The sequence below is a fragment of the Intrasporangium mesophilum genome (assembly GCF_054783095.1).
In genome coordinates this window covers 69,298-86,996 of sequence record NZ_BAAGRF010000005.1, presented here as the reverse complement: position 1 = coordinate 86,996, position 17,699 = coordinate 69,298, and the positions used below count along the sequence as shown (strand labels likewise).

20 protein-coding genes are annotated in these 17,699 nt (G+C 67.8%); 9 read left to right on the top strand and 11 right to left on the bottom strand.

Features of this window, described 5'->3' with window-relative positions:
- The first annotated feature begins 152 nt into the window (after nucleotides 1-152).
- From ACYVLP_RS06165 to ACYVLP_RS06140, 6 genes are all read left to right on the top strand, one after another.
- Complete coding sequence (locus ACYVLP_RS06165; protein ID WP_460626463.1) at nucleotides 153-809, top strand: response regulator; 657 nt, start codon at nucleotides 153-155, stop codon at nucleotides 807-809.
- 312 nt (nucleotides 810-1,121) lie between these two features.
- Entirely contained in the window at nucleotides 1,122-2,087 is a 966-nt protein-coding gene (locus ACYVLP_RS06160; protein WP_460626462.1) for a hypothetical protein, read from the top strand.
- 284 nt (nucleotides 2,088-2,371) lie between these two features.
- Nucleotides 2,372-2,905 (top strand): hypothetical protein, encoded by a 534-nt coding sequence (locus ACYVLP_RS06155; RefSeq protein WP_460626461.1) that lies wholly within the window; start codon nucleotides 2,372-2,374, stop codon nucleotides 2,903-2,905.
- A 12-nt stretch (nucleotides 2,906-2,917) separates the two neighbouring features.
- Nucleotides 2,918-4,090: a sensor histidine kinase gene (locus ACYVLP_RS06150; protein ID WP_460626460.1), complete on the top strand. Its 1,173-nt coding sequence runs from the start codon at nucleotides 2,918-2,920 to the stop codon at nucleotides 4,088-4,090.
- Complete coding sequence (locus tag ACYVLP_RS06145) at nucleotides 4,083-5,216, top strand: sensor histidine kinase (protein ID WP_460626459.1); 1,134 nt, start codon at nucleotides 4,083-4,085, stop codon at nucleotides 5,214-5,216. The genes ACYVLP_RS06150 and ACYVLP_RS06145 overlap by 8 nt, the downstream gene beginning before the upstream one ends.
- Before the next feature lie 202 nt (nucleotides 5,217-5,418).
- A complete protein-coding gene (locus ACYVLP_RS06140; protein ID WP_460626458.1) occupies nucleotides 5,419-6,015 on the top strand; it encodes a VOC family protein in 597 nt (198 codons plus the stop codon).
- A gap of 72 nt (nucleotides 6,016-6,087) precedes the next feature.
- On the opposite strand, the gene ACYVLP_RS06135 is transcribed toward ACYVLP_RS06140, so the two are convergent.
- Nucleotides 6,088-6,759, bottom strand: a complete 672-nt coding sequence (locus ACYVLP_RS06135; RefSeq protein WP_460626457.1) for an N-acyl homoserine lactonase family protein — start codon at nucleotides 6,757-6,759, stop codon at nucleotides 6,088-6,090.
- A 364-nt stretch (nucleotides 6,760-7,123) separates the two neighbouring features.
- Between ACYVLP_RS06135 and ACYVLP_RS06130 the strand changes: the two genes are divergently transcribed.
- Nucleotides 7,124-7,465, top strand: a complete 342-nt coding sequence (locus tag ACYVLP_RS06130) for a metallopeptidase family protein (RefSeq protein WP_460626456.1) — start codon at nucleotides 7,124-7,126, stop codon at nucleotides 7,463-7,465.
- Nucleotides 7,466-7,550: 85 nt separating this feature from the next.
- Here ACYVLP_RS06130 and ACYVLP_RS06125 read toward each other — a convergent pair whose 3' ends face one another.
- From ACYVLP_RS06125 to ACYVLP_RS06100, 6 genes are all read right to left on the bottom strand, one after another.
- On the bottom strand, nucleotides 7,551-8,243 hold the full coding sequence (locus tag ACYVLP_RS06125; protein ID WP_460626455.1) for a CGNR zinc finger domain-containing protein: 693 nt from the start codon (nucleotides 8,241-8,243) through the stop codon (nucleotides 7,551-7,553).
- 16 nt (nucleotides 8,244-8,259) lie between these two features.
- Nucleotides 8,260-9,522 (bottom strand): MFS transporter, encoded by a 1,263-nt coding sequence (locus tag ACYVLP_RS06120; protein WP_460626454.1) that lies wholly within the window; start codon nucleotides 9,520-9,522, stop codon nucleotides 8,260-8,262.
- Nucleotides 9,523-9,893: 371 nt separating this feature from the next.
- The gene (locus ACYVLP_RS06115; protein WP_460626453.1) at nucleotides 9,894-10,430 is read right to left on the bottom strand and encodes a hypothetical protein; all 537 of its coding nucleotides are present in this window, start codon (nucleotides 10,428-10,430) and stop codon (nucleotides 9,894-9,896) included.
- Between the two features lie 3 nt (nucleotides 10,431-10,433).
- Nucleotides 10,434-10,922 (bottom strand): SigE family RNA polymerase sigma factor, encoded by a 489-nt coding sequence (locus ACYVLP_RS06110; RefSeq protein WP_460626452.1) that lies wholly within the window; start codon nucleotides 10,920-10,922, stop codon nucleotides 10,434-10,436.
- A gap of 133 nt (nucleotides 10,923-11,055) precedes the next feature.
- A complete protein-coding gene (locus ACYVLP_RS06105; protein WP_460626451.1) occupies nucleotides 11,056-11,841 on the bottom strand; it encodes an amidase domain-containing protein in 786 nt (261 codons plus the stop codon).
- A gap of 952 nt (nucleotides 11,842-12,793) precedes the next feature.
- Nucleotides 12,794-13,021: a hypothetical protein gene (locus ACYVLP_RS06100; RefSeq protein ID WP_460626450.1), complete on the bottom strand. Its 228-nt coding sequence runs from the start codon at nucleotides 13,019-13,021 to the stop codon at nucleotides 12,794-12,796.
- Between the two features lie 268 nt (nucleotides 13,022-13,289).
- Between ACYVLP_RS06100 and ACYVLP_RS06095 the strand changes: the two genes are divergently transcribed.
- Together ACYVLP_RS06095 and ACYVLP_RS06090 are read left to right on the top strand one after the other, a co-directional pair.
- Complete coding sequence (locus ACYVLP_RS06095; RefSeq protein ID WP_460626449.1) at nucleotides 13,290-13,883, top strand: hypothetical protein; 594 nt, start codon at nucleotides 13,290-13,292, stop codon at nucleotides 13,881-13,883.
- A gap of 428 nt (nucleotides 13,884-14,311) precedes the next feature.
- Entirely contained in the window at nucleotides 14,312-14,464 is a 153-nt protein-coding gene (locus ACYVLP_RS06090) for a hypothetical protein (protein ID WP_460626448.1), read from the top strand.
- 72 nt (nucleotides 14,465-14,536) lie between these two features.
- On the opposite strand, the gene ACYVLP_RS06085 is transcribed toward ACYVLP_RS06090, so the two are convergent.
- The 4 genes from ACYVLP_RS06085 to ACYVLP_RS06070 form a co-directional block, all read right to left on the bottom strand.
- The gene (locus ACYVLP_RS06085) at nucleotides 14,537-14,740 is read right to left on the bottom strand and encodes a hypothetical protein (RefSeq protein WP_460626447.1); all 204 of its coding nucleotides are present in this window, start codon (nucleotides 14,738-14,740) and stop codon (nucleotides 14,537-14,539) included.
- A 526-nt stretch (nucleotides 14,741-15,266) separates the two neighbouring features.
- Entirely contained in the window at nucleotides 15,267-15,917 is a 651-nt protein-coding gene (locus ACYVLP_RS06080) for a hypothetical protein (RefSeq protein WP_460626446.1), read from the bottom strand.
- A gap of 143 nt (nucleotides 15,918-16,060) precedes the next feature.
- The gene (locus ACYVLP_RS06075; protein ID WP_460626445.1) at nucleotides 16,061-16,735 is read right to left on the bottom strand and encodes a hypothetical protein; all 675 of its coding nucleotides are present in this window, start codon (nucleotides 16,733-16,735) and stop codon (nucleotides 16,061-16,063) included.
- Between the two features lie 12 nt (nucleotides 16,736-16,747).
- Nucleotides 16,748-17,398 carry an amidase domain-containing protein gene (locus tag ACYVLP_RS06070; RefSeq protein ID WP_460626444.1) on the bottom strand — a complete coding sequence of 217 codons (651 nt, stop codon included), beginning with the start codon at nucleotides 17,396-17,398 and terminating at the stop codon, nucleotides 16,748-16,750.
- Between the last annotated feature and the right edge of the window lie 301 nt (nucleotides 17,399-17,699).

Sequence of the window (17,699 nt, the reverse complement as noted above, 5' to 3'; positions counted from 1 at the left end):
GACTCCTGCTTCGATCCCGTGTCTGACTGACCCGTAGGCCCAAGACTCACAACCCCCTTTCGTCGTCGGCGTCGTACTTACGGATGAAGATCCTTCAGTGCGTCATCCTCACGGACGCTTCGGATGTCGCCGGGGGTCGAGACAATGAGCGGGTGATCAGGGTCCTCATCGCCGACGACCAGGAGCTCGTCCGCACCGGGTTCCGGGTGATCCTGGAGGCCGAGGGCGACATCCAGGTCGTCGCCGAAGCCGACAACGGCAAAGAGGCGGTCCGTCAGGCGGCACTGACCAAGCCGCAGGTCGCGCTCATGGACATCCGAATGCCCGAGCTCGACGGACTGGCCGCCACCGAGCAGATCCTGCGTCAGCAGGACCCGCCCACGATCGTCGTGCTCACGACCTTCGACCAGAACGAGTACATCTATCGGGCACTCCGCGCCGGCGCAGCAGGCTTCCTCCTCAAGGACGCGCCTTCCTCACGCCTGATCGCCGCGGTCCGTGCCGCTGCAACGGGCGACTCGCTGATCGAGCCGTCCATCACCCAGAGGCTGGTGGAGCGTTTCGCGGAACCGGAGCCGCCCGCCGGCGTGCCGGACCGGCTGGCGTCGCTGACAGGGCGCGAGCTCGAGGTGCTCCGCCTGATCGCCCGCGGCCTCTCGAACGCGGAGATCGCCGCCGAGCTGGTGGTCGCTGAGACGACCGTGAAGACCCACGTCGCCCGTATCCTCGCCAAGCTGGGCTTGCGCGATCGCGTGCAAGCGGTCGTGGTCGCGTTCGAGACAGGCTTCGCCCGCCCCAGCGGAACGTAAGCCCCGCACCACCCAGCGCGCGTGTCACTGCGCGGAATCGACTCGGGCTCAAGCGGATCGGTCAGACGTCATCGACGTATGCCGTTAGGCATGGACGCGGTTGTGGTTGAGCTTCCCGCCGGCGCAGTCGGGGTGCTCGGCGGTTCGTGGGTCGGCCCGGCTGGCGAGGATCTGCGGCGGCATACGAAGCCTCCCTGAGGATGACGCGCCGAGAGATCTTCATCCTCATTGACGACGCCGACGACGAGCCCGGGTTGTGAGTGTGGGGCCAACGGGTCGGTCGGACAACGGATCGGAAGGAGGACGCACAGGATGAACGCGAGCCCAGCCGTGGTCGCCGGCGTCATCTCCAGCCTGGTGTTTGCAGGCAGCGCCGTGCCGATGCTGGTCAAAGCCCACCGCACGAGGGACCTGCAGTCGTACAGCCTGGGCAACCTGGTGCTCATCAACGCAGGCAACGCCGTGCACACCGTGTACGTCGTCAGCCTGCCGTTCGGGCCGATCTGGTTCCTGCACTCCTTCTACACGGTGTCCTCGCTGGCCATGCTGGGCTACTACCTGCGGCACGCACGTGGGGCATCGCCGTCCGCCATCAGCGCACCTGGCGGTCGCGTCATGGGACCCGTGCCGTCAACCAGCCAACCCAGCCGACCCAGGAGCACATCCGTGAGGCTCCGCACGACCACAGCCCTCGGGACGGCGGTCACCATCCTCGCCGTATCAGCCGGGTGCGCCGTCGAGCCGGCGAGACTTCAGGCCGGAACCGCCGACCCGGCTCAAGGGCCCGGCCCCACGCCCTTGGCCTCCAGGCCACCGGCACCGTTCGTGTCGGACCGTCACGGGTACCGCCTGATCGTCCCACCGGGCTGGGCCGTGGTCGAGCACGACGGGACGTGGCGCAGCTTCGCCCAGTTCGTCGCAGGGGTGAGACTCCCCGGAGAGGAGGTGATCTCGGCTCCGGACCGCGACGCCTTCCTCGTCGCCAACTCCATGGTGATCCCAACCGAGACCGGACCGGCCAGCTGGATTGCCGGGCTCGACAGCCTCGTCGACCGCGCGCGCCCGCCGGGCTGCCGCGAGAGCGCCGCCAGCGATGTGGTCGGCGGCCAGCCCGCGAGCGTCGTCACGCACCGGTGCGCGGACGTCACCATCGTCGGCAGCGGGCTGACGCACCGTGGGCGGGGCTACTACTTCACGATCGGGTTCCCGACGGGGGACGCCGCTGCGGCGAACCTTCTCGAGGACGTGGTCGACTCGATCCGGTTCACCGAACCGTGACCCCTGCCAAGGGGGGCGCCGTGGGGGCGTGGCCGGCATACGAGAGGACGTATGCCGGCCACGCGCGACAAGGTGACGCCGGCGCAACGTTCAAGGCGCATTTGGCGCACCTCGTGGAGGAGCGACCGACCGGGCGGGCCGACGGCAAAGCAATACCCCGCGACCCCGGCCCTGAGGATGACGCCCCGGGGAAACCTCATCCTCGTTGAGGACGCCGACTACGAGGCCGGGTTGTGAGCCTGGGGCCAACGGGGTCAGTCAGACACCGGATCGAAGGAGCAGTTATGGACATCTTCAAGGGCATCCGGCCCCTCGACTACGTGCTGACAGCCATGATGGTCGTCCTTGCGGTGCTGATCGGCCTCGAGAACGTCTACGCGACCGCGGACGTCGCTCACGCACTCGACTCGCACTCCGCGCTCATGGTCCCGGTCTTCGCGATCGCCGCCGTGCCGATCCTGTGGCGGCGACGCAGCATCGTGACGGTGATCGGCGTCTCGTTCGTGGTCACCGCAGCCAGCGTGCCGATGTTCGGATGGGTGACCAGATGCGGGTGGGCGCTGCCGCTGTCGATGGCGATGGCATACGCCGTGGCACGCTTCGCCGGCAGCAAGCAGAACCAGGCCCTCGGCCTGGTCGGGATCCTCGCCTTCCAGATCGTCACTCTGGTGAAGGACTCGGCTACAGGAGGTCTGGGTGCTCTCGCGGTCTCGGTGCCGGCAGCCGCCCTCTTCTACGGGATCGGAAGGTTCGTGCAGTCACGTGCCGAGAAGTCGGCGGCCGGGCCTACGCTGGCAGTCGAGCACGTGCGCGCCTGAGGGGATCGAGCGATGAGTGACGGCTCCAGCAGCGGGATCTTCACGGGGCTGCGTCCCGTTGACTGGCTGCTCGCCGGAGCCCTCACCGCGCTGGGCGTGTGGCTGATGGTCGGGAACGTCGTGATCTCGGACGCGCAGGTGGCAGCGAACATCTCGGCCGGCAGCATGGTCCACGAGATGACGTCCCACTCGTGGGCCATGGTCCCCGTCTTCGCCGCGGCCACGGTCCCGGTGCTGTGGTGGCGGCGCGACGTGATCGTCGTGACCGGGATCGCGGTGGCGGCGATGGCGGCACATGACCTCGCCTTCGGCTGGGTCACCAGGTGCGGGGCCGGCCTGCCGCTGGCGCTCGTACTCGCCTACCTCGGGGCCGCGTCCCACGAGCGCAGGCGGTCGTGGACATCGCTGGGCCTCGCCATGGCGCTGACGGCAGCCGTGCTGGTGATGGACGCCACGACCGGCTTCGGACTGATCGTGCTCGCGCTGCCGATCCTGCTGATCGTCTTCGCCATCGGTCGCGCCGTGCGACACCGCACGGCCATGAGCTCCGAGCTGCGCGCGCGCACGGCAGAGCTCCGGCAGCTGCGCGACCAACGGGTCTCCCTGCAGCTCACCAGCGACCGGATCCGTCTCTCCGGCGAGCTCGACAGCCTGCTGCAGGAGCGGCTCGGCCAGCTCACGGCCGCCGCCGAGTCCGGCAAGGACCTCGACCCGGACAGCGCCCGGGCGCTGTTCGAGTCCATCGAGAGCCAAAGCCGGGCGACTCTCGACGAGATGCGCGAGCTCGTGGGTCTCCTGCGTGGCGGCGACGTCGCACTGGCCCCCGCACCGTCGGTCGCCCACCTCGACGCCTTGCTGGCCCGGCACATCGGTGCGGACTCTCGTCTGACGGTGGCCGGTGACCCGCGCTCGCTCCCCGCGAGGGTCGAGCTCTCCGCGTACCGCATCATCGAGCACCTGGTGAACGTGCTGGTCGACCAGCCGGAGTCACCGATCGAGGTAGGCGTCCGTTTCGAGGACGACGCGCTGGAGATCCGCGTGCACGGACCGGTCGACAGGTCCGCCGACTTCAAGGCCGCCGTATCCCGCGCCAAGGAACGCGCCACGTTCCTCGGCGGCTCCCTCGATGTCAAGGTGAGCAGAGGCCACGCCAACGCCCTGGCCCAGCTCCCCGTGCATGGATAGCAACACCGGCATGCGCGCGCTCGAGCGGAGCGGCATCGCCTTCGGGATCCTCGCTCTCGTGGCGCTGCCGACCGCGCTGCGCGGCTGGCCGACCACACTCCGCGGCAACCTGTTCACCCTCGTGGTCCTGAGCGCCGGACTCGCCCTGATGTGGTGGCGCAGCCATCCGCGTGCCGCGCCGGTCCTGGCGCTCGGGCTCCTGCTGCTGGCGCTCGCGATCGGGGGTGGCTGGTTCCCGGACACGGCGGTGGCGATCTTCTCCCTCAGCTACGCCCTGCTGGCGCTGGGCTGGTCCGGCCGCGCAGCCTGGCTGGTCGCGCTCTGCGCCGCGGCATACCTGGTGCCCCTCTACATCCTCAGCGGAGCGACCAGCTGGGTGCCCGTGCTCATCTTCACGGTCCCCCCGTATGCCGCCGGAACCGTACTGCGCCTGCGCAGGGAGACCGCCGACCAGCTGGCCATGCGCGTCGAGGAGCTCGAGCAGGAGCGTGAGCTCTTCACCGAGATCGCCCTCCGTCACGAGCGGGCTCGGATCGCCAGCGAGCTGCACGACATCGTCGGTCATGCGATCAGCGTGATGGTGATCCAGGCAGCCGCTGGGCAACGACTGGTGGACTCCGACCCGGCACGGGCCAAGGAGGCCTTCGCTGCCATCTCGGAGTCCGCGCGGCAAGGCACCGAGGACCTCGAGCAGCTGATCAAGCTCCTTGGTGGAAGCGCCGGCGATTTCGTTGGGAGACCAGACCTTTCGCTGGTGGACGAGGTCGTCGCGCGGGCCGCCCGCAGCGGGCTCGACGTCAGCTGCCGCTTCGAAGGCGACCGTGACCGCGTCGCTGCTCCCGTCGCGCATCTGGCTTTCCGAGTGGTCCGGGAGAGCCTCACCAACGCGCTCAGGTACGCACCGGGGTCGGAGGTGCGCATCGTCATCAGCGTCGACGAGACCGAGCGCAGCCTCACCGTGCGCGTCGAGAACGACAACACGGTGCACGGCAACCCGACTCTGGCAGGGACCGGGCGCGGTCTGGTCGGACTCCGCGAGCGCATACAGACCCTCGGGGGCCAGTTCTACGCCGGGCGAACCCACCATGGCGGGTGGGCCGTCGAAGCACGGCTCCCCAGCGGCTGAGCCTCCCGACGCCCAGCACAGGCGCGCGAGCCGCGAGCCGCAAGCAGCGAGCCTCAAGCCGCAAGCCGCAAGCCGCGAGCCGCGAGCCGCGAGCCGCGAGCCGCGAGCCAATCATCGCGACGACGGCATGGTCGGTCGACGAGCGCGCCTCGTGCGTCCCGGACCCACGACGTCGTATCGTGGCGGCCGAGAGGAGGCGGCGATGGCCGATCCGGTGGGCGACATCATCGGGGACTATCGGGCGTTCGCCGCGCAGCAGCGAGACCGCCTTCTGGCCCGGGGCATCGACATCCGCCCGTACCCGCTGAGCCACATCGCGGTCCGCGTGCCGGAGTGGGACCAGTACGTGCACGTTCGGAACCTGCTCGAGCGCCACGCGGTCGCCAATCGCGAAAATGTGTGGAACGGCCGCCCGATCTCCTTGATCGTCCCCGCCGAGCCGCTTGAAGTCCTTGACGGCAAAGTCGTCCCGCTCATCGAGCTCATCCCGCCCGTGCACCAGCGCGTCTACAAGATGGGGTTGGAGCACCTCGGCGTCGTGGTCGGTGACGGTTTCGACGCGTTCGTCGGGGCCCACAAGCCCGTCCTGACGGGCCAGCAGTTCCAAGGCCCGAACAGCACACCGGACCCCGTCTACATCTTGTTCGAGGACTTCACTCACGTGAAGTTCTATCGACTGTCACTCAGAGCGTCCGTCGAGCTTGATGCCGGCCCGTTCGACGACGGGTTCCATCACGTTGACGCCTGGGTGCCCCAGCGGCTCGTCACCGCGACCGGCCCGAACCCGCTGCCGCGCTGAGCGACGCCGGGGACCGCGGCTCTGCCGCGCCGTCTGCGCCTCTTGTGGGCACGAGGGGATTGTCCTCTCGAATCAACCATCCTGTTCGGCGTGCGGCCGCCACGGCTCGTGCTCGTGCGAGAGCCAGACCTCCTTGGGGTCGAGCGCTCGCACCAGCCGCTGGCCTTCGGTGCGCGGCTCGTCGAGCTCGGCGAAGAAGACCGCCGTGTCGCCCCCGATGACAACGGGACCTCCGCCCGTCTGGACAACGACCACCTGCGAGCCTGGCGTGTGGCCCGGCGCCGAGACGAGCTGAAGTCCCGGCAGCAGCTCGAGCGCACCGTCGACCGGTACGTACTGCACTCCGGGCGCATCGACCCACTCCGGAATCGTGTAGTCGTCCTGGCTACGCGCGTCGTCGAGCTCTCGGCGCTGGACGTAGATCGGCTTGCCGGCGAACAGGTGGTTGCCCCCGCAATGGTCAAAGTGCAGATGCGTGTTGATGACGACGTCGATGCTGGTCGGGTCGAAGTCGGCCCGCGCGCTCAGCGGCATCAGACGCGGATCCATGTCGGCCACCGCCGGGTGCAGCTGCGTCATGCCGGTATCGACGAGCACACGCGCGTCGGGATGCTCGATGACGTGCACGTAGACCGGCATCCGTTCGCCCTCCGCGAGCAGCTCGGCCACCAGAACCGGGGTGACAGTCGGCGGCGACACCTCGATTCCCGCTCCGTCAGCCGGGCCAGGACGCTGGTCACGCATCGCGGACACCCGGTGCAGATGCCATGAGGCCCGCGCGATCGACGTGACCGATGGTCGTGAACGTAGCCATGCTTCCTCGATTCCCGTTGGTGGTGGTGCGCCGCTGGATGCGGCTGCCAGCAATAAGACCGCGGAACCGCACGAAAGTCATCGGTCGGGGTCGGTCACGAGAGAGAGCACCGAGACGGTGCTGGAGAAGTAGTCGGCGACGTATGCCGCCGACCTGTCCGGCCTGACGGCCACCCCGTAACGCGACGCCTCCCGGTGTCGCCGGCGGGTCGCGCGAACCTCGGTGAAGGGCATGGGCGACGGCAGGCAACCGTCAGTGGTGCCCGCTCTGGTATTCGGGCCGGACACTTGCTGCATGATCGACGTCGATCCACAGCGATTCGAGGTGATGGTGAGCGAGGCACTCGACGGCATACCGGAACAGCTGGGCGTACTCATGAGCAACGTGGCCGTCACCGTGCAGCACGACGGTGGTCCGCCGGGACTCTTGGGGCTCTATCAGGGAGTGCCCTTGACCCGTCGGTCGCCGTTCTACGCTGGCGCTCTGCCGGACCGGATCACGATCTACCGGCAAGCCATCTGCGCCCTGTGCAACAGCGATTCCGAGGTGGTGGAGCAGGTCCGCCGCACGGTCATTCACGAGGTGGGGCATCACTTCGGGATCGGCGACGCGCGCCTGCGCGAGCTCGGCTGGTGAGCCAGCACAGCGCCGGCTGGAGGGACCGTCGGTGCCGGAACGGGCCCGCCTGGAGCAAACGGCGCGTCCTCGGCCCGCCGCGAAACTACGGCGCAACCCGTGCGGCGCGTCGCCGCTCGGTGAGTCGCCGGGCCTTCACGCTGTTACCGCAGTCGGCCATGCGGCACCAGCGGCGGGAACCGTTGCGGCTCTGGTCGAGGAACAGCCAACCGCAGCCGCCCTCAGGCACTGGGCAGGAGCGCAGCCGGGTCAGGTCACCCGTCAGCAGTACGGCGAGCGAGGCCTCAGCGACCCGGTCGGGCACCAGCAGTGCCGGGACGGTGCCAAAGGTGAGCCGTATCGCTGGGGGGTCGCCCTCGTCCATCACCAGCGTGGCTCGCGTGGCGGCCGCAGACCACCGCTCATGCAGCGCGACCAGGGCGGCCTGGGCAGCGATCGGGTCGCCCGCCGCGGTGCCGTCGGGATCGCCGGGTGTCCCCGCGTGCGTGGGCGGGATCAACGCGAGCAGAACGCGGTGAAGTCTCTCGCGGAGGTCGAGCACGGCGGCGAGACCCGCGTATGCGGCCGCGGGAGTGTCGCGCCAGGCCTCACGAACACGGTCAGCGTCCTGCTCTGTGACGAGGCCCGCCCGGATCGTCCAGCGCAGTAGCGCCGAGGCGTCGGTCAGGTAGTCGTAGGGCGCCTCTCCGGCGAGCGGCATACCTCGTTCACGCGTGTTGACCAGGTCGAGCGCGGCGTGGCCGCCGACGAGCGGCAGCTCGGCAACGTCTGGATGCATCTGGAAATGATACCGCCTATGAGGTAGATGGAGGTTGCATCACGTGTCTGGCCGAGCATCCGGCCACGGGATCCGGGCGACCCCGGGCACGGGACGGTCGGCCGGTGGCCATCGCGAGCCGCTGGCTCGAGAAGAGGGGTTCCGCCAGCACGAGTGCAAGCGCCACGAGGCTGAGCAGGGCTCCAGCGAGCGCCGTGCTTCGCACGCCTGGCCCGGCCAGCAGCATGCCGCCGAACAAGGCTCCCGCGGTGATTCCGATGTTGAACGCGGTCGAGGTGCCGGCGCTCGCCATGTCCGACGCGCCCGGCGCGTGCCGGAGCACCCGAGAGCCGAGGACGGCTGGAAGGCCCGCCAGCGTGAAGCCCGCTAGAGAGATCGCGATGACGGTCGCGACCTGGGACTCGCCGAAGACGAACTGCCCCGCAAGCGCAACGACCTGCAGTCCCGTGATCCCAACCATGGTGAGCCAGCCGTGGCTGTCCACGAGGACGCCGACGACGACGACAGCCGCCAGCCCCGCGAGGCCGCGTGCCAGCAGGAGTGCACCGACCGACGATGTCGCGAAGCCGGTCAGGCCGGTCAGGAAGGGGCTGATGTAGGTGAAGGCGGTGAATCCGCCCGTCACCGCTACGGCAGTCGTGGCAACGATGGACAGGTATCGGCCTCGGTCCGGTGCGCTCCCCCGGTCCGCTGCGCCGTGCCCGGCGGCCGTGTCGGGCAGGAAGGCTGCGACCACGACGAGCGCGAGCACGACCGGCGCGGTGAGCAGCACGAACGCCATCCTCCAGCTCGTCTGTTGGCCGAGCCACGTTCCAGCCGGTATGCCGGCCAGCGCGGCGACGGAGACGCCGGCATACAGGATCGACACGGCCCGGCCGCGCACCTCGGCTCGGAACATCCCGGCCGCGGCCGGCGTCACCACGCACCAGAACAGAGCCTGGCTCAGTGCGGTGACCATCCTGGCGCCCATGAGCAGCCAGTAGTTCCACGCCGCCGCCGACACACAGGTCGCGACGACGAAGCCCGCGAGCAGGATGCACAGCAGCCGCCGTCGAGGTAGGCGGCGCGTCATCCGGGTGAGGGGCAAGGACACGGCCACGATGACCAGCCCGTACCCGGTGACCAGGAACCCGACGGCTGACTCGGTCGTGCCGAGGTCATTCGCGATCACCGGGAGCAGGCCGATCGGCAGCGACTCGGTCGTCACGTAGCTGAACACGGCCAGGGTCAGCGCTATCAGGGTGACGATCGCCGGTCTGCTGCCGAACCGTTCTCGCATGCTTGCCCCTCGGGCGGATCACCGTCGTTGCGGGTGATGGCGGGAGCTCGCGGCCCTCAGCCTGTGAAGCTCCCATCACGAAGCAGACTAGACGACTCATCGCTACCAGTCAATAGGCTTTAGATGGTAGCGATCTGGATGTGGCGTATCGGTCTGTTAGCCGCCAGCCTTAGCCTCGCGCTGGTCGTCGCTCGTCGGCCGGTCTACTTGACGCAGGCACATTCACCGCAGCAGCAGCGCCTGGGCTCGGTGCCAGCCGCCGTCGCTGAGCTCGCCGACGCCGGGGACGGCCTCGAAGTCTGCCTGGGTGATCTCGTCGAGCTGAGCCATCGCGAGCCGCCGTACGATGAGGACTCCCGGGCCACGGTCCTCTAGAAGCCCTGATCGCTCAGGCGCCATCCGTGCGCTGTGTGCATGAAGCACAGGCTCCACGGCCGACTCCCCGCGTCGAATGAGTGATCCGATGATGCCGTGGTTTCGATCGTGTAGGGCACACAGGTCTGCTGTTGACCCCCAGGTGGGCCCGGGAGGGTGCGCAACTCACCGTCGCGTCGATACGAGACGAGCCTGGGGTCGCCGCACCACGTCGGGGTCGTGGGCACGGCAAGTGCGCGGATGGTCTCGCACTGCTCGGCCGTCAAGGCCCGCATATAGGCGTCGGCCACCTCGGTGACGCTTGCCCCGGCAGGAGGAACGGACCCTGCTGGAACAGCCTCCACTGGCGCGAACGGCCTGACTACAGCCACGCCGGCAGCGACGAACGCAGCGCAAGCGACGGCGCCCACGATCCCACCCGCACGCATGCGCTTCCGTCGTACGGCAGCGGCCAGAGCACGGTCCGGGGAGACCGGCGTGAACTCCGGCGCGGTCACTCGGGACAGCAGTTGGATGACGTCTTCGTCGTTCATCACTCACACCCTTTCACGGTCGATGAGCGCGCCGCGAAGCTTCGCAACGCCCCGGGAGGCGCTCGCCTTGACAGTTCCGACGCTGACGTCGAGAAGGTCCGCGACTTCTCGCTCGGGCAGGTCGCAGATGTAGCGCAGCGCGACCGCGGTTCGCTCTCGTGCCGGGAGGCGCTCGAGGGCCGCCAGGACGTCGAGACGCAGGTCAGGCGCCTCGGTCGGGGCGGGCGTGTTCGCCAAGCCCTGCGGCAACGGCAGAAACCGGATCAGCTTGTGACGCCGGACCTGATCGAGGTGGCGGTTCACGATCGCCTTCCGGGCATAGGCCATCGGGCTGTCATCGATCGATCGCCACTTCACGTAGACGCGCTGCAACGCGTCCTGCACGAGATCCTCGGCCGTCTCACGTCGGCCAGTGACGCCCCATGCGAACCGCAGCAGATCCGCCGAGGATCGCTGAACAAACTCTACGAACTGCGCATCGTGTGCAGCCACGCTGTCAACGCTCCTTCTACGCCGGTGTCGTCGTACGGGGTGCCTCATCTATAGGGACGAGTGGCGAGCCGCCAAGGTTGTTGGCCGGTCCCGGCATTCTCGGTGCCTGGACCTGCCGACCCACGGGGGTCGCTCAGGTTCGCGCCGCCACGTACGCCCAGCTCTGACCGCTGACGATCTCGCTCAATGGCTTGTTCACATAGTGCTTGACGTGTTGGGTCATCAGCGGCTTGCCAGCGCTGTCGTGCCCAGTGCACATCGCCCAGTGGTCGACCGAGTGGTCATTCGTCCAGTCGTACCCGAGGCAGTCGCCGTTGCCGAGCGACCAGATGCTGCTGAGCCACCTGACCCGGCCGCTGTTGATCATGAAGTTCTTCAGGTTGTTGGCGCCGGTCCAGCTGTACGAGGCCGACGTGGAGTCCTTGCCGTCGCAGAACCAGTTGTACGGGTCGGACCTGTTCGCCGGCCAGAAGTCGCTACGCACCATCGCCCAACCCCCGGCGTACAGCGCCTGCGAGACGAAGTTGGTGCAGTCCTCGGGATAGATCGGGTAGATGGGGTTGTATCTCGTGGGCACACCCCAGTACTTGGCGTAGTTCACCATCGCGGTGTAGTTGTACGACACGGCCAAGGCCGCGAACTGGCCCTGGCCGGCAGGGTCGGCCTTCTGTTCACTCGACGGACTGGGGACATCGGTCGCGTAGGTGGACGGCTCGAGGTTCGATGACACGTCGGGGATCTGTGCGGCGAGCTCGGTCGACTGCGCGAGAGCGGTCCGCAACATGGCCGCGTCCGGCACCTGCGTGAGCGGGAACGAGGCGGGATTCTCCGGAAGGTAGCTAACGTCCTTGACGGTCCACGTGCCGTTCACGGTCTCGGCCCTGACCGCGTGTCGAGCCAAGTACTGGGTCTCCGTCACGCCTCGACCAGGCCGAGCGAAGGCCAGTGACGTGGTTTCACGCACGACCAGATCGGCGGACCTGCCGGTCGCGCTCGACGACTCAACGGCCATCGCCGAACGGGCCCGCCGATAGCCGCCGTGCAACTCCCGCGCATGTCTGCCATTCGCCGCGATCCCCGCGACGTCATCCTGTTTGGGAAAGCGCCGATGGCTGGCCGAAGGCGCCGCACCAGTCACCACAGCTTGCGCGCGCACATCGAAGTAGACCTGAAGCGAGGCCCGGATGGCCTGCCACGCCTCTCTGCTCAGGCCAGCATCGAGGAGATCCGCTGCGGAGTCCTGAACGCCTGCGGTCCGCGCAAAAGCACCACCCTCCCCCACGGCGGGCGCGCCAAGCGCTAGTGCCGATCCGATCAGCGTCCTTCGCGCAAGACTCACAGCGGACCCCCCTGCCGAACCAGACGCGTGGCGCCAAGGGAGCTAACTCCGGCGACCCCCAGTCGACTGAACGATCGATGTGCGCCTCTCACATGCCCTCCAAGACAGTGGTCGGGACCCATGCGGCCGGTCGCCGTCGACCGGTCGGGCCGAGGACGTGAACGCTGTTGGGCGGCGCTGCCCTCGCCTACCGAGACGCAGGTCCGTGCGGGTCATGTCGCCCGAATGGCTCCCCCCAATGGCTCCCCTCGCATCTTCGACGGAGATAATGCGAAACGGCCCCTCACCTGTCTGTGCAGGTGAGGGGCCGTTCGGCGTTGAGCCGCCTGTCGGAATCGAACCGACGACCTATTCATCACGAGCGGTTTGCGCGCTGCATAGTGTGAGTCCCGAGCCTGCGCCTGGTGCGCAGCGCGGGCTCGAGACCTCCCTGCCGACCGCGCACAGCGGTGTGAACCATGCGCGGCACTATGTGAGACGGGCGCGGGCGCCGGGCATTACGCCGGGCTGTGCCCTAGGAGTGGCCTCGAGGTCAGGCCATCCGCTCTATGGACAGGCCTGGCATCGGGCCGTGTCCGGTGTCCCACCACTCCTCGATGTTGGCGCGCACGGTCAGGATGAACGAGTACCTGTCGAGCAGTGTCAGGTCCGCTGTCGGCACCTCGTATCCCAGCCTCCACCGCTGTGGTTCGCGGTTGCCGGTCGCCTCGACCAGCACGTCGATGAGCAGCACGAGCTCGTGGCCGGGCCGAGCTTGCACCGCGGTGACGCGAAGGCCGCGCGGCGCACGGGTTGAGCCAAGCGTCTGCTCGCGGCCATCCGACGCCGCGTCGCCTGATCCCTGCCCAGCATCGTCGGCTTTTGGGACGGCAACCGAGCCAAAGAGATCAAGAGCCCCGCCCGTCCTCCCTGGACGGACGGGGCCGATCACGCCGTAACCACGCACCTCTGCGACATTGTTGTGACGTTCGCGCGTCGTCACAGACGAGGCTCCACAGATGTGGACTACTCATGCAAAGGGGCATAAGTTGACGAAGGAACGATCCGATCGCCGCAGGTCGCGACGCACTGCCAGGACGCTCTTTGCCTTACTGCTCGCGCTCGCGACCGCACCCCTGCTCGAGGCCTCACAGGCACACGCCAGCACGAACTCGTGCATCACTGACACGTACTACTCGACCCCGAGCAAATCTAGAGGGTTCAAAGGGACCTCAGAAACGTCCTATCAGGCCGCGGGTCCCACGACGATCCACTACACCGAGACCTCGACGGCGTCGCAGACCTTCTCCGCCGGCGCGGCTGTGTCGGTCGAGGCGGGGGTCATCATCGCCAAGGCCGAGACCACATTCAGCGTCAACTACTCGTACACCACGTCATCGTCCAAGGCATGGGGATACGACACGGCCATCCCGGCAGGCAAGACCGGGCTCATGGCTGTCCTGCACAGTGACGACCGCGTCTCGACGATCAAGTACGTGGACCAGCCCAACTGCACGACAACCTCCACCACCTTCTACTCGTACCTTCCACGAGCTGCCACGACGAACCTGGACTACTGCATCTTCCGGGACCTGTACCCCTACGGGTACAGCAGCTGGCGCTCGTCGTGCGTCGGAGAGTAGCCACCACGCCGTCCAGGAGCGTCCTGACCGCGGTCGCGCTCCTTGCGGCCGTGCTGGGGACCCTGCCCGGCTGCACCACCTATCAGGCATCAACCAGCCTGCACACCCCGAGCAGACCGACACCATCCGCGACCACACCGTGCCTTCTCACCAGCCTGCCACCATCCGGGACGATCACCAGGTATGCCGCAGGCCCACCAGGATCGATGTGGTGGGTCGGCTACACGACCCTGGAGAATCCGTGCGGCACGCCCGCCACCCTCACCGGACTCGAGCTGGCCGGGAGTCAGCCCGGGTCATCGCTGGAATGGACGACGCAGACAACGACGCGCGTTCTGCCCGAGGGGGCGGTGCCAGATGCATTCCTCCCAAACAGGAACCTGTCGCCGACGTCCCTCGCGGGGTATGTGATCAAGCCAGGTCAGCGCGTGGAAGTCATGGCCCAGATCCGCATGGCCGGACCGAAGGACGCCGCGCAGCGGGTGCCAGCCTTCTGGCTCAGCCTCACCGACCCTGGCGGTCCCGGACACCTCACCCTCGCTCCCGACATCCGGATGTGCGCCTGCAACCCTCCGTCATGACGCGGCCTGGCTGACGAGCGCCCAAGGGCAACCGCCCCGTCTGTCACATGGGAGACGGGGCGGCTTCCCTTTTCAGGGAAGTCGTGGCCCCTCGTGCGACTCGAACCCTGGGCCTTCAGGGTCAGCCGTCAAGACGCCGTCCTGGCACAGACGGTCGAACTTCCCCCACAGCTCGACGGCCTGGTCGACCGAGGCACGCAGCCCGGACTGATACCTGACGTCGTTGCTCATCTGGTGCAGCTTGTCGTAGGTGCCAGCGGCTCCCCGAAAGGGCACCACAAGCTCGTTGACACCCCACTCACAACACGCAACCGCGGGCCGCCTGCCCTTGTGCCGCGAGGTGAAGCGGTCCTCCGGAAAGAGATCCACGTGAGTCCCGGGCATACAGCGCCTCCGGAAGGGCTGCCCGCCGCGCGCTCCCGAGAGAGCGCGTCATCACCTGCGAGGAGCTCTTCCAACTCAAGGAGCCGAGGGCATCTCGGGAGATGTCCGGTCGCAGGAGACCCACCGCACGCCCGACCGGATATGGGCCAGGAGCTCAGCCAAGTGGTCCGCGGGATTGACCAACTCCGTAAGGGTCAAGTCACCGTCACCGTGGCTCCACTGCCACGCGCTGGCAGGTCCCTGCGCGTCGGCTGCCAGTTCCCCGAGCGTGATGGCCTCCTCATCTCGGCCGAGAAGGTGCAAAGCGAGCACCCGATTAACAGGTATGCCGCCACACCGGCCACGAGCAACCCCAACACGACGAAGTCGGCCCGCCGCCAGGTCGACCGCGGGCTCGATGCCGAGCCGGGATTGGTTGTCATGTGGAGGTATCTCCCGCGATGTGGGGTGGGGTCTCCTGGCTTGGTGATCTGGGGATCCAGCTGCAGGATGCCTGGATGTCCACGCGGAGTGAGCTCGCGTTGTCCTTTGGTCCGATACGGATGCTGGCGGGGTCGACGACAGGGAGCTTGAGCTCGATGACGATCGGTTGACCGGGGGGAGGTTCCGTCACGGAGACGGCGATGGATGCAAGCCCGTACAGCTTGTAGGCACGCCAGAGCGCCGCGTTGATGGGCGAGCGCTCAGCGATGTGGTCGGTGCTGAGGGTCACGTCGTAGAGACGGCCTCTGGTTCCGTCGCCGAGGAGCACGGTGGCGATGCGTGGCTTTCTCTCGGGCGTGAGGTCCGCCAGCGCGCGGTAGATGTCCGCGATCAGCGTCGGGTCGGTGCCCGGTGCCGCAAGCTGGCCCGGGATGCCCCCAGCCCGCGGGGCCGGCGCGAGCCGCCACTTGTGAATCCCCGAATCGGACTGGTACCAGCGACTGCCTGCACGGGCGGAGGCTTGGTTGTGGCCGTCGCCGTACTTCAGGGTCAGCGAGCCGACGCTCGAGGGCTGGAAGACGTATCCAGATCCGCTCGCGGTCATGATGGCCTGCACCCCGAACTCGACCGTTTGTTTCGTCGTCAAGTCGCACGCGCGGTCAGCCGGGCGGCCCGACAGCTCGCGCACTCGTGCTGCGATCCAGTCGGGTCCGGTGTTGTCGAGGCCCGACGCTGGGGCGGTGCAGCCGGTAACGGTCAGCAGCGCCGCCAGGGCGAGCAGTCCGCGGGCTATGGCATGGACCCGTCGACTGGATGGCCAACATAGTTGGTGACGAACCACTTCCCGCCCACCTGCTCAAGCTCGACGGTGAACTGGTCGTCGCCCGCCGGGCTCGACTCGATCCATGACCCGTCAGAGTTCTGGAGCTGGAACCGGGACCACGACGTCATGGTCCCCTCGACAGTGGCATGGTCGCCCGAGATCATCGTCCGCGAGAATGTCATCTTCGAGACGCCGGATCCGAGCAGGCGCTGTCGAGGATCCGCCAGGGCCGCGGTGACGTTCTTGAGGGCGAGCTCTTCGCGGGCAGCGAAGTCGGGCTTGGCGTGAGCGAGGTCCATGGCAAAGTTGGCCCGCGTGCGCGATGCGGCCGCCGCGGCCTGCGAGGCGGGTGCGAGAGCCGCCGGTCGCGAGATAGCGCTGGGGGCACTCACGGGCCTGCCGTTGGGGCTGAGCTTCCCCAGGTCCGCCCCGAGGACAGCATCAGGCATGCCGATCTGCCAGTGGTCGATCAGGACCCTGCGAGCGACGGCCTGGACACGGCCCTCCTGCCCCGCGTTCGCGCTGTCCTGCGCAGCGGCGGTGACCCCGGTCCCGTTTGCGGAGGACTGGATGTAGACGGCGGCTCCGGCGCCGATCAGGACCACCAGGACACCCGTGGTCAGGGCCTTGTTGAGGCTCATCTGGATCACCTGTCAGTAGTTGTTCGCCGCGATATGCATGAAGTAGACGGTCGTCTGTGCGAAGTACTTGTTGTAGGGCCGCAGCGACCAGAACGCGTGGTAGCGGTCGGTGGCATGCGCGTCGACGAAGTTGCCGTTGATCGTGCTGTTTGGGTCGTCACCCCAGCCGACCTGGATGGCCGTGTGGCTGATGCCCTCGCCCTGGCCCCAGTCGTAGAACAGGACATCCCCGGTGACGATCTGGTCGGGAGTCCAGTAGTTCGTGGAGCTCCCTGGCGCGGTGCCGTACGAGATACCGCCCGGCACGTCGTAGATGAAGAAGTACCGGAGCCTCGGGGCCACGGACCAGGTCGTGGCGTAGTCCCAGGTGCCATACCAGTTGCCGTGGATCCACCACTCGTACAGGCTGCTCGGGTTGCTGCTACCGACGAAGCTGTATCCGCCGGCGTGAACCGCCTGGGACACAAAGTTCGCGCAATCCGTCCCGGCAAAGTTCGGATATGACAGGTTCCGAGACAGCGCGTAGGTGTTCGCGTAGTCCTTGGCACCCACCGGGTTGTACGCCGTCGCCGGCAGCGACGGCCCCAACACCATCGCGGCAGCCAGGACCAGCAACGCGGCGATGCCGCGAGCACGGCTGTTCGGACCACTACCAAAGGACAACACTCGACGATGACCCACAGGCACTCCAATCGGTTGTCAGACCCAGGTGACCGGTCACCGTCGACTGGCTGGACCGAGGGAGTACACCGCTGTGCGCCACTGCCCTCACCTACCGAGACGCAGGTCGGTGCGAGTCATGTCGCCGAACGGCATACCCAATGGCCTACCTTGGCCCTCAGATGCCCACCCAACAGAAACGGCCCCTCACCTGTCTGCGCAGGTGAGGGGCCGTTTCGACGTGGAGCCGCCTATCGGAATCGAACCGATGACCTATTCATTACGAGCGGTTTGCGTCCTGCAT

Coding starts and splice junctions, on each gene's coding strand:
- ACYVLP_RS06160 (WP_460626462.1), top strand. CDS start 1,122: ATGAACGCGAGCCCAGCCGTGGTCGCCGGCGTCATCTCCAGCCTGGTG.
- ACYVLP_RS06155 (WP_460626461.1), top strand. CDS start 2,372: ATGGACATCTTCAAGGGCATCCGGCCCCTCGACTACGTGCTGACAGCC.
- ACYVLP_RS06150 (WP_460626460.1), top strand. CDS start 2,918: ATGAGTGACGGCTCCAGCAGCGGGATCTTCACGGGGCTGCGTCCCGTT.
- ACYVLP_RS06145 (WP_460626459.1), top strand. CDS start 4,083: ATGGATAGCAACACCGGCATGCGCGCGCTCGAGCGGAGCGGCATCGCC.
- ACYVLP_RS06140 (WP_460626458.1), top strand. CDS start 5,419: ATGGCCGATCCGGTGGGCGACATCATCGGGGACTATCGGGCGTTCGCC.
- ACYVLP_RS06135 (WP_460626457.1), bottom strand. CDS start 6,759: ATGCGTGACCAGCGTCCTGGCCCGGCTGACGGAGCGGGAATCGAGGTG.
- ACYVLP_RS06130 (WP_460626456.1), top strand. CDS start 7,124: ATGATCGACGTCGATCCACAGCGATTCGAGGTGATGGTGAGCGAGGCA.
- ACYVLP_RS06125 (WP_460626455.1), bottom strand. CDS start 8,243: ATGCATCCAGACGTTGCCGAGCTGCCGCTCGTCGGCGGCCACGCCGCG.
- ACYVLP_RS06120 (WP_460626454.1), bottom strand. CDS start 9,522: ATGCGAGAACGGTTCGGCAGCAGACCGGCGATCGTCACCCTGATAGCG.
- ACYVLP_RS06115 (WP_460626453.1), bottom strand. CDS start 10,430: ATGAACGACGAAGACGTCATCCAACTGCTGTCCCGAGTGACCGCGCCG.
- ACYVLP_RS06075 (WP_460626445.1), bottom strand. CDS start 16,735: ATGAGCCTCAACAAGGCCCTGACCACGGGTGTCCTGGTGGTCCTGATC.